This window comes from Ligilactobacillus aviarius, assembly GCF_001654615.1.
In the GTDB taxonomy this organism is placed as follows: domain Bacteria; phylum Bacillota; class Bacilli; order Lactobacillales; family Lactobacillaceae; genus Ligilactobacillus; species Ligilactobacillus aviarius_B.
On the sequence record NZ_LWUD01000002.1, the window covers coordinates 14,935 to 30,356 of the forward strand.

The following is a 15,422-nucleotide window of genomic DNA, read 5'->3' on the forward strand; positions in this document are numbered from 1 at the left end:
AATTTCCTCTAAATTAGTTTAATTGTAGCACTAATTTTAGAAAATGCTCAAACTTATAGTATATTAGAAGAGGAATGATCAATGAGAGGGTGATATTTGTGTTTGATAAGAAACAATTTGCACATGTCTTTGATGTGAAGGACTTTAACCGATTAGAGATTAATCTGACCGGAACAGACTTGGTTATTCGTCAAGCAGAAAACGCAGGCATCATTTATTATGGTGAACAAAAAGATGATGACCGGTTTGAAATGAAGCAGGAAGGGCACACGTTGCGGATAACTGAAAAGAATGGTTTGAATGTTTTGAAAAAGACATTGGCCTTTAAGTTTTCAATCGGTAAAAGCCGGTTAGAAGTTACACTTCCGCAAACAGACTTTTCAAAGTTAAGTGCCGAAGTGACTAAGGGCGACGTGGCAATCGACAACGTTAAAACGTTAACAATTAGTCTGATCGTTGGGAGCGGAGCATTAACAGTGGCTGATTCAACGATCGACAATTTGGATGTGAAGGCTCAAAGCGGAAACCTAGTAATGAAGAAAACACTGCTCGGAAATGCCAAAATTGAAAACCGAACCGGGGATATTCTACTTGATGAATTTCAAAGTGGAGATTCAATGACCGCTGCCTTTGCTGAAGGTCGATTGAAGATGCGGGATGTAACCTTTAACGATGCTAAAATCACGCTTGGCCAAGGCGATGTGCGGGTTCGCGGCTTTAAGGCGACCGGTGACTTCAACTTATCAACCAATATCGGTGATTTGTCACTTCGGCAAATTCAGGCACCAACGATTACGATTGCAGCGATTCGTGGAAATGACCTTAAGAATCCAGCGAGTGTTGAAGGATTACCACAACATGAGCGTGGCCATGCCGGAGCTTCATTCTTAACAAGTGCCGGCCACTTGGATGTAAATAAAGAAATTGAAATTACGAAAGAATAAGAAAAAGATGTTGCGGTTGCAACATCTTTTTTAGTTATTATTAGTTGAAGAAGAATTTTGATTAAAACGGTCGAGCCATTTTTGTTCGGGTTGAATTCGATTGGCATACCCGTTAACTTCATTTTTCTGGTCTTGTGAAATGTAATAATCATTCACTAATCGTTGAATCGAGATCGATTCAGTTTTGACCGGTGCATTAGCGACACCACCAGTCGTTCCGTCATCATCAACGTATTTAATGATGACGTTTGGACCATCGGGCTTAAAGTAGAGACAACTTGTTGGATCACCATTTGTTGTGAGAAAGTCCATTCCCCAGAATTGCTGGCCATAATCCGAGCCTTGAGGAGCATTACCGTAATAAAGACCACCAGGTTGTCCATTGTCAGCCCCTTTAAATTCATCAGGATCCTTTAAAAGACAAATCAAAGTTCCAAGTTGTTGAACTGAGAGGTGCCGTGCATCATAGCTTAAACCATCTGATTGGGCACTTGATGATGAATCATTAGTTACCGAATCTTGATTAGCCGCAGAGCTTGGGGCCTGCGGTTGAGTTGAATGCTTTTTTTGAATATCTTGCCGAACTGTTTGAGGATGAGTGACGGCTTTTGCCGAATGAGTAGTGGTTCCGCACCCGGCTAAAATTGCGGAACATCCGAGAAAAACAGTTCCGATAATCAGTTCCTTTTTCATAATTTTAAATCTCCCGCTCTGTAAAACATTTTACAAAATTCATCTTAACAATATATAAGGAAAAAGACAATATTCTTATTAAATATGATTTAAAAATTAATAATTAACAAATAATGTTGCTGAATTTACCATTTCTTAGCAATCTAGCGGTTAAATAATGCGGAAATGTTGCTATTCAAAGTAAAAACGAATAGTATTTATTAGTTAGATAAGAGATTAGATCGGATATCGAAATCTGGGGATTACATATTAATAAAGAAAGGGTAAGTAAAGTGACAAAATTTAAAAAGAATCTTATTCGATTGGTCGTAATGATCACGTCGGTGTTTTTAGTGTTCATTCCATCTCAAAATGGGAATTTGCATGCAGCAGATCTAACAAGTTCTGAAGTTGATTCAATTACGACGAATGTAGGGTCTGCTACACCAGGACAAAAGGTTCATTTCACAATGACCTTAGGAAACAGTAAGCAGGTAATTCATACAGGAGATACGATTCACGTTACGTTTCCAACCGCAACGGCTGACGGAGCGGGAATCACTGGGGTTCCCCACACCGTTGCCATTAAGTATGAAGATCCAAGTAATCCTGGCGACCCATTAAACGGTCAAGATGTCGCAACTGCTCAAATCACAAGCAGCGGAATCACGATTACTTTTAATAGCAAAATGAATGGTCATGTGTTAAATTCCGGTAAATTACAATTTACAGGAGTTGTTACGACGAAGAGCGGGACAAAACCGACTAAAGTTAACAATTGGCCGAATTCAAATTCGATTCCAACTCCATCAATTAGTGTAAATTCAACCCCATCAACTTCTGGCAACCAAGGAGGAACACCAAATATTGTTGCTCCCAAAGGAACCGTTAAGAAGAGTGGGACGATTGCTAATAACGGAAACATTAATTGGCAAGTTCACGGCGTATTAACGAATAGTGGAACGTCAACGATTAAAGATACTGCCAAAGACGGTCAAGAAATTGTTCCGGGATCAGTTAAAATAACATACTTTATTCAATATGAAGATGGTCAGTGGGGAACAGCTCATTTGACTTATTCGCAAGCAAACTATCCTTCATCAGAAGGAAAGATCACCGTTTCAGGAAATTCATTAACCATTACTGCAAATGAATACAACATTTCAGGAGCGTTAATGGGGGTAGATGAAAGCGGTGACTGGTATCCAGTAAAGAAAGTTGCTTACACGGTCACCTATCAAACAAAGGTTTCATCAAATGAACAAGCAAGTCAGTGGCAAAATACTGCAAGCCAAACCAATCCAAATGGAACACCATCAGGATCAGCAACGGCAACGGTAAAGAACAACTGGCAAGGAACAATTAATGGATCACAGCCTAAATATGGGGTAAGTTTACTTAAAGTCGGCGAAGAAAATGGAAAGATGGTTGGTTTGGTTGGCGCAACATTCCAGATCAGTGGAAATGGAATTACGAAGGATGCAGTTTCAAATCAAACTGGATACTTTAACTTCAATGGACTTCCAACTGGAACATACACGATTAAGGAAATCAAAGCTCCAAAGGGTTACAAGCTTAATCCGGAAACGATTACTGTAAAAATCAGTGATACCGGAGTTACAACGGTTACTGTTAACGGTAAGAATATTACAAATGATGCGAAGGTTGTTGATACGCCGATTGCAACTGCATCAAGCAGCAGTTCAATTAGGAGTAGCAAGAGTTCATCAAGCAAGAAGTCATCAAGCTCAAGCAAGATTTCAAGCAGCAGCAAGAAGAGCTCAAGCGAAAAGAATTCATCAAGCAAGAAATCAAGTTCAAGCAAGGTTTCATCAAGTAGTAAGAAGAGCTCAAGCGTAAAGAGCTCATCAAGCAAGAAGTTAAGTTCAAGCAAGGTTTCAAACAGCAGTAAGAAGAGCTCAAGCGTAAAGAGCTCATCAAAGAAATCAAGCTCAAGCAAGGTTTCAAGCAGTAGCAAGAAGAGCTCAAGCATTAAGAGTTCAAGTAAGAAGTCATCAAGCTCAAGCAAGGTTTCAAGCAATAGCAAGAAGAGCTCAAACATTAAGAGTTCATCAAGTAAGAAATCAAGTTCAAGCAAGATCTCTTCAAGTAGCAAGAAGAGCTCAAGCATCAAGAGTTCAAGTAAGAAGTCATCAAGCTCAAGCAAGATCTCTTCAAGCAGTAGCAAAAAGAGCTCAAGTGTGAAGAGCTCATCAAGTAAGGAATCATCAAGCTCAAGTGAGATTTCTTCAAGCAGCAGCAAGAAGAGCACAAGTGTAAAGAGTTCATCAAGCAAGAAGTCAAGTTCAAGCAAGATTTCATCAAGTAGCAAGAAGAGTTCAAGTATTAAGAGCTCATCAAGCAAGAAATCAAGTTCAAACAAGATTTCATCAAGTAGCAAGAAGAGTTCAAGTATTAAGAGCTCATCAAGTAAGAAATCAAGTTCAAGCAAGATCTCAAGCAGTAGCAAGAAGAGTTCAAGTATTAAGAGCTCATCAAGCAAGAAGTCAAGCTCAATCAAGAGTTCAGCAAAGAGTTCAAGTGTAAAGGCTTCAAGCAACTCATCATCAAAGAGATCAGCAACGGCTAAGAGTCACCGTGGTGGCAACCGTCCTGTAAAGAGTTCAATTTTGAAGAGTTCAAGTAAGAAGTCAAGTTCAATTAAGAGCTCAAGCGAAATTTCAAGTAAGAAGAGTTCAATGATTAAGTCATCAAGCAAGACCTCATCAAAGAAAGCTTCAAGCAAAGAATCAAGCTCAATCAAGAGTTCAGTAAAGAGTTCAAGTGAAGTTTCAAGTAAGAAGAGTTCAATGATTAAGTCATCAAGCAAGACCTCATCAAAGAAAGCTTCAAGCAAAGAATCAAGCTTGATCAAGAGTTCAGTAAAGAGTTCAAGTGAAGTTTCAAGTAAGAAGAGTTCAATGATTAAGTCATCAAGCAAGGCTTCATCAAAGAGCGCTTTAAGCAAGGAATCAAGCTTGATCAAGAGTTCAGTAAAGAGCTTATCAAGCAAGAAGAGCTCAAGCATTAAGAGCTCATCATCAAAGAAGTCAAACTTAATTAAGAGTTCAGCAAAGAGTTCAAGCGAGAAGTCATCAGTTGTATCAAGCAGCAAGGCATCAAGCAAGAAGTCAAGCTCAAGCAAGGTTTCAAGCAGTAGTAAGAAGAACTCAAGTGTGAAGGCTTCAAGCAACTCATCATCAAAGAGATCAGCAACGGCTAAGAGTCACCGTGGTGGCAACCGTCCTGTAAAGAGCTCAAGTTTGAAGAGTTCAAGCAAGAAGTCAAGCTCAATCAAGAGTTCAGCAAAGAGTTCAAGTGAAGTTTCAAGCAAGAAGAGTTCAATGATCAAGTCATCAAGTAAGGCTTCATCAAAGAAAGCTTCAAGCTCAAGCGTTAAGTCAAGTTCAATCAAGAGTTCAGTAAAGAGCTCAAGCAAAGAATCAAGCAAGAAGAGTTCAATGATCAAGTCATCAAGCAAGGTTTCATCAAAGAAAGCTTCAAGCAAAGAATCAAGCTCTATCAAGAGTTCAGCAAAGAGCTCAAGTGAAGCATCAAGCAAGAAGAGTTCAATGATTAAGTCATCAAGCAAGGCTTCATCAAAGAAAGCTTCAAGCAAGAAGTCAAGCTCAATCAAGAGTTTAGCAAAGAGTTCAAGCGAAGTTTCAAGCAAAAAGAGTTCAATGATCAAGTCATCAAGCAAGGTTTCATCAAAGAAAGCTTCAAGCAAAGAATCAAGCTCAGTCAAGAGTTCAGCAAAGAGCTCAAGTGAAGCATCAAGCAAGAAGAGTTCAATGATTAAGTCATCAAGCAAGGCTTCATCAAAGAAAGCTTCAAGCAAGAAGTCAAGCTCAATCAAGAGTTTAGCAAAGAGTTCAAGCGAAGTTTCAAGCAAGAAGAGTTCAATGAAGGCTTCAAGCAAGGAATCATCAGTTGAATCAAGCAGTAAAGAAGTTGTAAGTTCATCATCAATGGAGTCAACAACAGCTAAGAGCCACCGTGGTGGTGTCCGTCCTGTAAAGAGTTCATCATCAGTTGAATCATCAAGCAACATCAATACTGAATCAAGTTCAACAATGAACACTGTTTCAAGCTCAGCTAACAAGCCAAGCAAGGATACTGAAACAAGCGTGAAGGTACCATCAAAGGCATCAACGATCAGTTACGTAGACAAATCAACTGAAAAATCAGTTCCTGTAACTGTAAGCAGTGAAACGAACACAATGGTTGAAAGTTCAGTTTCATCAGCAGTGCGGACAGGATCAGGTTCAAGTTCATTTGGAAGCTCAATGATCAACAAGCCAACGTTGGTATCAAGTTCAATGAACGTTCCGGTAACAAGCTGGTCAAAGGAAATTGTGAACGGAAGTTCAGCAACAACTGTTGGGACAACGGTGATCACATATTCACAAAGTGAAATTCCGAATAAGGAAAGCAACAATAAACCAACAGCTAACACGGCAACAATTACACACAACGTTCAAAATACAACTGTAATTAATAACAATAATAATCACAGTGCAAACCAAGGCGGAGTGGCAGTTGTTGGAAATAACAACGGCAACAACGCTCAAGGTGGCCAAGCTGCTCAAGGCAGCAACAATGTTGAGAACAATCAATTAACTGTAAATAATCAAAATGCTCAAAGCGGCAAAAACGGGAATGGTAACAATAGCGATGGCAGCAACTTACCACAAACCGGTGAAGCTGGAGCAAGTGCATTGATTGCTTTAGGAGTGATTTTGATCGTTGGATCAACAATTGTTTTCTACATTAAGCAACGTTAATGACTAATGATGAGAAAAGGGAATGCGACCTACATCGCATTCCCTTTTTTTGTTAAGAACTGATAATCTTTTTAAAGAAAAAATTATATTTTACAAATATTTAAAGTAATGTTTAAACAAAAATGCGTTTTTGTTGTGTTGGATAGTGATTGATAATAAGATTGAAAGTCGGAGATCGTTTTATAGTGAATTCAAATCAAAAGGGGGATTTGGTAACTATAAAATTAGTCTAATTTTTAAGGAAAGGATCGATAAAATGTCAAAGAGTAAATCTCGAATTGTACGGTTTTTGATGGTTGCAATTTCTGCGCTTGCTTTGATTATTCCAATGACGAATTCTCAAAAAGTTCAAGCAGCAGATATTACAAGTTCAGAAGTCAATTCAATTTCAACAAATGTTGGGCAGGCTAAACCTGGACAACGGGTATACTTCACAATGACCTTTGGGAATAGTTCGCAGGTCATTCATACGGGCGACACGATTCACGTAACTTTCCCGCAGGCAACTGATACGGCTGCTGGGATTCAAGGAATTCCTCACCAAATTCCAGTTAAGTATAATAACCCAAGTGATCCGGGTGACCCGCTAAATGGACAAACGATTGCGACTGCTGATATTTCAACGACGGGTGTGACAATTACATTTAATAGTAAAATGAATGGCCATATTTTAACGTCAGGAAAATTAACGTTTGCGGGTCAAATCGCGGCCAAGGCCGGAACTAATCCAACCAAGGTCAATAATTGGCCAAATATGGGAAATGTTCCAACACCATCAATTCATGTCAGCCAGACAATTAAGCCAAATACAAATCCTAACGTTGGCCGAGGTGGAACACCAAACATCATCGCACCAACCGGTCAAGTTAAGAAGAGCGGTCGGATTGCCAATAATGGAAATATTAACTGGCAAGTTCACGGGGTTTTAGGTGATCCAGGAACAACGACCATTACGGATACATTGAAAGATGGTCAAACATTGGTCCCAGGATCAATTAAAATCACCTACTTTATTCAATATCAAGATGGTCAGTGGGGAACTGACCACTTCAGATATACTGAAAAAACTTATCCAGCCTCTGAAGGTAAGATAACTGAATCAAGCGATGGATTCACAATTACTGCAAACCAATATGACATCGCCGGTGCATTGATGGGGGTTGACCAAAGTGGTAACCAGGGCAACGTTCGACAAGTTGCATATACGATCACGTACCAATCAAAGCTTTCATCAACAGAACAAAATGATCAGTGGACAAATTCAGCTACGCAGACCAATCCTGATGGTTCAAGCGGCGGCTCAACAACGGCAACTGTAAAGAATAGTTGGCAGGCAACTGCGGACGGAATTCAACCGAAGTATGGGGTAAAATTACAGAAGGTCGAAACCACAAATGGTCAAATGGCTGGTTTATCAGGAGCAACATTTGAACTTACTGGAAATGGAAAGAATCTTACAGCAGTCTCAAACGCTGCAGGGGTCGTTGGCTTTAGCGGATTACCAGCTGGAACATATACGGTAAAAGAAACTAAGGCTCCAGCAGGATACAGCATTAATAATGAAAAAATTAGTGTAACGATTGATGATAAGGGAAAGACGACCGTAACGGTTAATGGAAAAGATATTACTGATAATGCACGGGTAATTGATACGCCATTAGCTGCAAGTTCGTCAAGTAGTTCATCGTCAAAGAAGTCAAGCTCAAGCAAGATTTCAAGTAGCAGTAAGAAGAGTTCAAGCGTAAAGAGCTCATCAAGTAAGAAATCAAGTTCAAGTAAGGTTTCAAGCAGTAGTAAGAAGAGTTCAAGTATCAAGAGTTCGTCAAGCAGTAAGGAATCAAGCTCAAGCAAGATCTCAAGCAGCAGCAAGAAGAGCTCAAGTGTCAAGAGTTCATCAAGCAGGAAGTCAAGTTTAAGCAAGGTTTCAAGTAGTAGTAAGAAGAGCTCGAGCATCAAGAGTTCATCAAGCAAGAAATCAAGCTCAAGCAAGATTTCAAGCAGCAGTAAGAAGAGCTCAAGTATCAAGAGTTCGTCAAGCAGTAAGGAATCAAGTTCAAGCAAGATCTCAAGCAGCAGTAAGAAGAGTTCAAGTATCAAGAGTTCGTCAAGCAGTAAGGAATCAAGCTCAAGCAAGATCTCAAGCAGCAGCAAGAAGAGCTCAAGTGTCAAGAGTTCATCAAGCAGTAAGGAATCAAGCTCAAGCACGATTTCAAATAGTAGTGAATTAAACGCACCTTCAAAGACTGATTCAAGTAGTAAAGAGAGCTCGTCAATTATTGTAAGTTCGTCATCAACAGCTAGCTCAAAGAGCATTGGTGCAAATTCAAACACGGTTTCATCAAATGGAAATGGTGGCGGAAACAACTCAAGTAAGTCACAAGGCTCACAAAGTATGACATCATCACTTGTGTATACATCAAGTATTGTTTCAATCTCTGGAGGAACGGGAACAAATAGTTCTTCAGGAAGTACAGGAAATGGGTTACCAAGTAAAGATTCAAGTTCAATTGGGCCTTCTACACCAAGTCAAAAGCCAGCTCCAGGTCCCGCATTTTCAACAAGCATGATTATAAAGTCAAGCTATGTTCAAGTTCCGGTTCCAGGTTCTGGAAACAATAATGAGGGTGGACCATCAGGAAATGGTTCTTCTCAGAACCAAGATTCAGGCAACATTGGAAATGGAACAGTTGCTGAAACAGGAAATACGAATGGTGGTAACGCACAACAAAACAATGGTGCTCAACCAACAGGTAATCAAAGCAGAGAAAATAGTTCAACATCATTGAAAGCTCAAACAAGCCAACAACAAGCTAGTCAAAAAGGAAATTCACAACAAAAACTTCCTCAGACCGGTGAAGCAAGTTCAATTGTAATTGTTAGCCTAGGAGTTGCAATGATCGTTGGATTGGGAGTTTATCTAGAAAAGAATAAATAAAGGGATTGTTTGAAACATTAAAGAAGTTGCAGAAATGTAACTTCTTTTTTTATTGGAGTTTATTCAAAAATATTTAAATTCAATTTCTTAACAAGAAAGTTTAACGCCTTTATTCCAGCAACACTGTTTCCTTCCTTATCTAAGGCTGGACCAAAAACCCCGATTCCGGCTTTTTGAGGGATCGCAGATATTAATCCACCTCCAACCCCGCTTTTAGAAGGAACCCCAACATGGGAAGAAAAATCTCCTGATTGATCGTATAGTCCAGCAGTTACCATAATTGATTTAACAACGGTAGCATTTTCTTCTCTTAAAATGCGCTGGTTATTCCATGGTGCGATCCCGCCATTGGCTAATAGAGCTGCTAAGTTAGCTAGATCCTTAGTTGTAACATTTACAGAGCATTGTTTGAAATATGAATCTAAGACATCTTCAACATCGCCTTCAAACATATTATTGGCTTTCATGTAATATGCTAAAGAACGATTCATATTTCCGGTTTGTGATTCAGAGTGATAAATTTCTTCATTTAAAGTTAAATATGGATCATTGCAGATCTTTTTCATGAAATTTAAAATTCGATCAAATCTTTCTTTACTATTCTTTCCAGAAATCAAGGAATTAACTACAATTGCGCCGGTATTCACAAAAGGATTCATCGGATAATGTCGTTTATTGATTTCCATATTTAAAATTGAATTGAAAGAAAATCCAGTGGGTTCCTCATCCACGTGTTGAAAAACATTTTTAAGCCCATTTTCTTCAAGGGCAAGTAATAATACTGGAACTTTAGAAATACTTTCAATTGCAAATGGGGTACAGTCATTTCCTGCAGAGTAAACTAAGTTATTTTTTAAATCATAATATGTGATTCCAAGTAATGTAGGATCCACTTTTCCTAAAGCTGGAATGTAAGTCGCTACATGACCACTCTTATATGAATCAGCAGAGTTATCGAGTGTGTCGTTAAGTAGTTTTTGAATATTCATAGTTCTTAGGCCCCTTTGTGAAAAAAAGTTAAACAAAAGAAAATTTATCGCTCTCATCTATAAATCTATATCTGATTGTTGTTGTTTTAAATTGAAAAAACGCGGATTCAATGAACAGTTCCTTTGCGTAATATAAATGGGTATTTTATTGAAGAGAAGGGACCACAGTTCTAAAATTAAGCCGAAAAATTATTAAGGTTTAAGGTGAAAATTTATGTTGACCCATATTTTGAATTTAAATGCGAGTTTAGGTAATCTTACGTACGTTTTTTTATGTACGATTTTGGTTTTTTTAATGACTCCGGGATTGGCCCTTTTTTATGGAGGACTTGAGCGAAGGAAGAATTCGTTAACGATTATGTTGAAAGTATTTCTTTCGATTGGAATCGTTGGGGTGCTCTGGATATTTGGTGGTTTTAGTTTAGTTTTTGGAAAGGACATTGGCGGGATAATTGGAAACCCTGCACAATTTTTTGCGTTTCATAATTTATTATTTGACATTAATCATATGTATGGAATGCATATTCCATTTATCCTTTTCTTCTTATACCAATTAATGTTCGCTATTATTACTCTTCCATTGATGACAGGTGCAACAGCTGGACGGTTAACGGTCGGCGGATGGATCAAGTTCTTGATCATTTGGATGATTTTAGTTTACTTTCCTGTTGCCCACTGGATCTGGGGTGGTGGATTCTTACGAAAGTTAGGGTTCGTTGACTTTGCCGGAGGAACGGTTATTCACATTTCTTCAGCATTCTCTGGATTGGCTGCAATCTTATATTTAGGAAAACGAATTGAACACGATAAAGAAAACCAAAAACCATCAAACATGGGATTGGTTGGAATCGGTGCCGGTTTGCTTCTCTTTGGTTGGTTTGGATTTAACGCCGGTGGAACATTAGGCGCTAATGACAAAGCAGCAATCATCATTGCAAATACAGCCGTTGCTGCAATCGTTGCAATGGTCGTCTGGACAATTATTGCCTACTTCCACGATGGTCACCACTTCTCATTTGTTGAACCATTAGTTGGGGCAGTTGCCGGATTAGCTACGATTACACCTGCTTCTGGATATGTAACTCCAGTTGCCGCAATGCTGATTGGCTTATTAGCTGCAATCGTTTGCTACATTTGCGTAAAATTAGCAGACAAATTCAAATGGGATGATGCGTTAGACGTATGGGGGGTCCACGGAATGGGTGGTATGCTCGGTACGATCTTGATCGGGGTTTTAGCTGATCCTGTAATCAACGGTGTTCATGCTGGAGCTCACCAATTACTTATCCAAATCATGGGTGCTGTTTTAGTTGCTGCATATGCAATGATCTTAACTTGGATTATCTTATTTGTTCTTGATAAGATCGGCCACATTCGGACAACAGCTGAACAACAAAGAGAAGGTTTGGACAAGACATTATTACACGAAACATACTCAAATAAATAGTAGTAAGAGACCGTGACAAAAAGCACAGTCTCTTTGTTATCTATATGTGATCAAGTTAATTATATAGAAAATTAAAAACTTATTAATGATTAATGATTCTCATAACTCGATTTAAAACTTCAAAAAACAGCGGAATGGTTATAAACATTGCAATTCCTGTAATTATACTTGCTGGTACAGATAATAATGCTGTAGCGAATAATTTGTCTCCGTGCATTCCAACAATTAGTCCTTCAATTAAATAACGTAAGAAACCTGATAACATTTTTGATAGACCACTAATAATACTTACTAAAATAATTTTTGAAAGATGAGTAGAGTAATGAGTCGCTTTAAATGTAAGCCAACTAGCTGATACAACAATAAAAGCTTCCATAACAGTTAGATAAACATGAGCTGCATAGCCATTTAGTAGATCAAAAAGCGCTAATCCGATAATTCCAGATATCAATCCATATTTGTATCCTAAGAAAAGAGTTCCAATAACTACAAAGGTGAATCCTAAATCAATAAAAGGACGTCCAATTAATGATGGAATATGAATTTGAAACATTGCTAAAATATAATCGATTGTTGCAAAAATGGCAGCAAAAGTAATGTTGCGTAAAGTATTATTAGATCTATACATAAAAATTCCTCCTCACTTATTAAGTATATATGATCATTTGATAGGTGGACAAAAAAGAAAGGTAAATATTATTTACATATATATTTAAATTTTTGGAGATAGATATTGTGTTAATGAATTTTTGTATTTAAATTCAATATAAAATTATATTAAAATGGTATTGCTACTAACCATATGGCGATCCGATAATATATATTATTCGAGAATATATTCCTAGTACATGAAAAGAATGTTAGCGACACATTACTTATTAAAAATAAGCTATTATAAATATCTATCGTAATGTTCCTAAAACTCATTGGGAAGAAAAAGGTTAGTTGAGCAAAAATGTATCCGATATAAACAAATTAAGTAGACTCGGTTAAAATAAAAGCAATTAGAGTAGAAAGATTTATGAAAATTTATTAAAAAGTATCAATTTTAGAATAAACGAAATTAAGATCACAATTTATAAAAGAATGAGCTGCTCGTTAGCTATAAATGTGATTGTTTTGTTAGTAATGGAAACAAAAAAAGGAAACCAATAAACGGTTTCCTTTTTTGTTCAGCTATGCTATATAAAAATGGTAATTAAATTTATTATAATTTATTTCAATTCTTCATAATCAACACTTAGTTCACAGTTTTCAAGTTGAAGCGAGTAAGTAATGTCCTCATTCCCACGGACGGTCATTTCCATATCGGTTGAGTAAATTACAAGCCCAAGTTGATGACCTTTAAGTAAATGATAAAACATCGGCTGAAGGTCCAATTCGAATTGGTAGAACGTTTTTGGAACTAATTCATCCGTTTTCCATGGATGTTCACGGTTTTGAAGATTGATGTGTCCTTTCGTGATCATTTTCCACGGGGTTGGTTTTGCAAGTTTGAATTCCTTTAAATCATCAGGGCGCCATTGATAACCGGCATCAAGGGCCTTCAAGTCAAGCGTTGCCGGAACTTCACCCAGCCGCTTGGCCATTCCGAAGTCAACGAGCATGAAGCTCAGCATCCCCTTATCAACACTCGAGGCAACGTCTAACTTAATGTGCGGACACCCTTGAAGATAGATGTCGTGTTGCAGCTTTTCCGTCTTGAAGATCAACCGGTTGTTATTAAGGGCATTTTTTTCATCACTTAAAAGATCAGCGCGCCACTGATTCCAGTTCTTTTTATACTGATCAAAGGCAGCTTGTTCAAGCTGGTCATTAAATGATGCGACTGCTGGTGCAGTTGCATGGTCAACGAGCTGTTCATTTTCAAATCCAAATTGATGGGTTTCTGGTTTGGCAGTATGCCAACCATTAAATGAATGCCAGGTGCTTTCACAACTATTATCCTGAACGCATACATCCGGCAGAAGGTCATTGGCATGGTTTTCAACCCCGTACAGCTTATTGGCAAGCCAGAGGTTCATCATATCAGTAAAGTCGATTGACTGAAAATTATTGATATAAATGTGTTGCCCCTGGTGAAGGAAGAGCTTTTTGACAACTGGAAGTTTATCTAATTCACGGTACAAGTTATACACGTTTCGTGGTTTAACGTTCCAGTCATTTAATCCGTGAACCATTACGACGTCGCACTTAATGTTTTCGACATCTTTAAGATAGTTGCGGGCGTCCCAAAATGAATTATAGTCTCCGGTTGTCCGGTCTTGGCCGGCTGTGATTTCGGCAAGATCACGGTTGAATTGGTCCTTGCATTTCAGGTAATCGCCGGCTTGTTTTTGCCGACTGAAACATTCTTCAGCAAGAATATCGGCATCTTCACCTGGAAAGCCGCCGGGAGCAATTACAAGCCCACCGTCACGGTAGTAGTCATACCAACTTGAGATCGCAGCTTCTGAAATGATGGTCTTCAAACCGTCAACACCGGTTGTAGCTGCAGCCGTTGCAAGCGTCCCGAGGTATGATTTCCCGGTCATTGCAACGGAGCCGTTACACCACCATGCTTTGATTTCGATGTTGTCGGTTTTATTGGTAAATGCCCGCCGGTTGCCTGCCAACCATTCAATGATTGCAATCGTCGATTCGGTTTCTTCCTTTGAACCGCAAGTCCGTTCGCCGTCAGAATCCATTGTTCCGATTCCGGCTGCATAAACGGCAGCATACCCGCGGGCAAGGAAGTAGTCGTTTAAGGTAACGGCTTTGGCGTGACCGAACGTTTCTTCAGCCGTTTGCGTTTCGCTCTGGACTTGGCGCGCAGGCGGAAGTTCAACGGCGGGTTCATGAAATTCAATGTCTTCATATGTATTGTTGTTTGGTTGCTTGCGCTTCAGCGGCACGTCAACGTTGTGCATTAATTTGTCAGCTGCATGATCGTTGGTTCCTTGATTATAAGGACTGGCAGTATAAAGCGCCGGAACTTTTAAACCATCGTTGGTTTCGGCAGGCCGAATGATTTCGGCTTTCAGCAGATCGCGTTTGCCGTCATGATCAGTGTCCAAGGATGATTCAACGTAAACGACTTCCCGAATCAATTTAGAAGTGTCAAATACCGGTTGCGTTTTTCCGTTGAAAATCAGCGGCTTTTGCTCAACCGGCAAATTCCAGAATGGTTTAAAGTAGCCCTTGGCAGCTAACAAATCAAGGTAGGTTCGGCCGCCTTTGCCGTGAGTACAAAGCAAATCATACCAAGCATCGATCAAGTCGGCTGCATTGGTTAACTGATCGTGGTGGAAAAGGTGCAGGTCATCCATTTTTTCAAATAGATGATCGATTTCAAAGTCATCATTAACTTCAAAGCCTAATAGTTGCATTGCAACCGTGTAGAAGACTTCAAGCGTCAATTGTTGATGATCAAGATAATCCTTTAAGTCTTGATCAGAGGTTGCGAGCAATGCGTGTAATTTTTGATCAAATGTACTTGAACTTTGAGCTTCGATCAACGCACACCGTAGGAAATGAAGGTAAAGGTCATTTAATGGCAGTGTGCATGCATCAGCGTCTAAAAAATTAATTTTTTGAAGTTCATTAATTTTTTGCTGATGATCAACTTTAAGATGTGCAAACTGATTAATTTTCATTCAAAATTCCTCC

At 38.8% G+C, this 15,422-nt stretch carries 8 protein-coding genes; 4 read left to right on the top strand and 4 right to left on the bottom strand.

Annotated elements, in window-relative coordinates:
- The first annotated feature begins 98 nt into the window (after positions 1-98).
- Positions 99-944: a DUF4097 family beta strand repeat-containing protein gene (locus A3O17_RS00265; protein WP_064212522.1), complete on the top strand. Its 846-nt coding sequence runs from the start codon at positions 99-101 to the stop codon at positions 942-944.
- A gap of 30 nt (positions 945-974) precedes the next feature.
- Here A3O17_RS00265 and A3O17_RS00270 read toward each other — a convergent pair whose 3' ends face one another.
- Positions 975-1,637 carry an Lreu_0056 family protein gene (locus A3O17_RS00270; RefSeq protein ID WP_064212521.1) on the bottom strand — a complete coding sequence of 221 codons (663 nt, stop codon included), beginning with the start codon at positions 1,635-1,637 and terminating at the stop codon, positions 975-977.
- A gap of 272 nt (positions 1,638-1,909) precedes the next feature.
- Here A3O17_RS00270 and A3O17_RS00275 point away from each other — a divergent pair, with 272 nt between their 5' ends.
- Positions 1,910-6,403 carry a SpaA isopeptide-forming pilin-related protein gene (locus A3O17_RS00275; RefSeq protein ID WP_064212520.1) on the top strand — a complete coding sequence of 1,498 codons (4,494 nt, stop codon included), beginning with the start codon at positions 1,910-1,912 and terminating at the stop codon, positions 6,401-6,403.
- Positions 6,404-6,659: 256 nt separating this feature from the next.
- On the top strand, positions 6,660-9,338 hold the full coding sequence (locus A3O17_RS00280) for a SpaA isopeptide-forming pilin-related protein (RefSeq protein WP_064212519.1): 2,679 nt from the start codon (positions 6,660-6,662) through the stop codon (positions 9,336-9,338).
- 59 nt (positions 9,339-9,397) lie between these two features.
- Here the strand turns inward: A3O17_RS00280 and glsA are convergent, their stop codons facing one another.
- Positions 9,398-10,327 (bottom strand): glutaminase A, encoded by a 930-nt coding sequence (gene glsA, locus A3O17_RS00285; protein WP_064212518.1) that lies wholly within the window; start codon positions 10,325-10,327, stop codon positions 9,398-9,400.
- Between the two features lie 226 nt (positions 10,328-10,553).
- On the opposite strand from glsA, the gene A3O17_RS00290 reads away from it, so the two are divergent.
- Complete coding sequence (locus A3O17_RS00290) at positions 10,554-11,774, top strand: ammonium transporter (protein WP_404802686.1); 1,221 nt, start codon at positions 10,554-10,556, stop codon at positions 11,772-11,774.
- An 82-nt stretch (positions 11,775-11,856) separates the two neighbouring features.
- Here the strand turns inward: A3O17_RS00290 and A3O17_RS00295 are convergent, their stop codons facing one another.
- Together A3O17_RS00295 and A3O17_RS00300 are read right to left on the bottom strand one after the other, a co-directional pair.
- A complete protein-coding gene (locus A3O17_RS00295) occupies positions 11,857-12,402 on the bottom strand; it encodes an ECF transporter S component (protein WP_064208050.1) in 546 nt (181 codons plus the stop codon).
- 586 nt (positions 12,403-12,988) lie between these two features.
- On the bottom strand, positions 12,989-15,409 hold the full coding sequence (locus tag A3O17_RS00300) for a Xaa-Pro dipeptidyl-peptidase (RefSeq protein WP_064212516.1): 2,421 nt from the start codon (positions 15,407-15,409) through the stop codon (positions 12,989-12,991).
- Between the last annotated feature and the right edge of the window lie 13 nt (positions 15,410-15,422).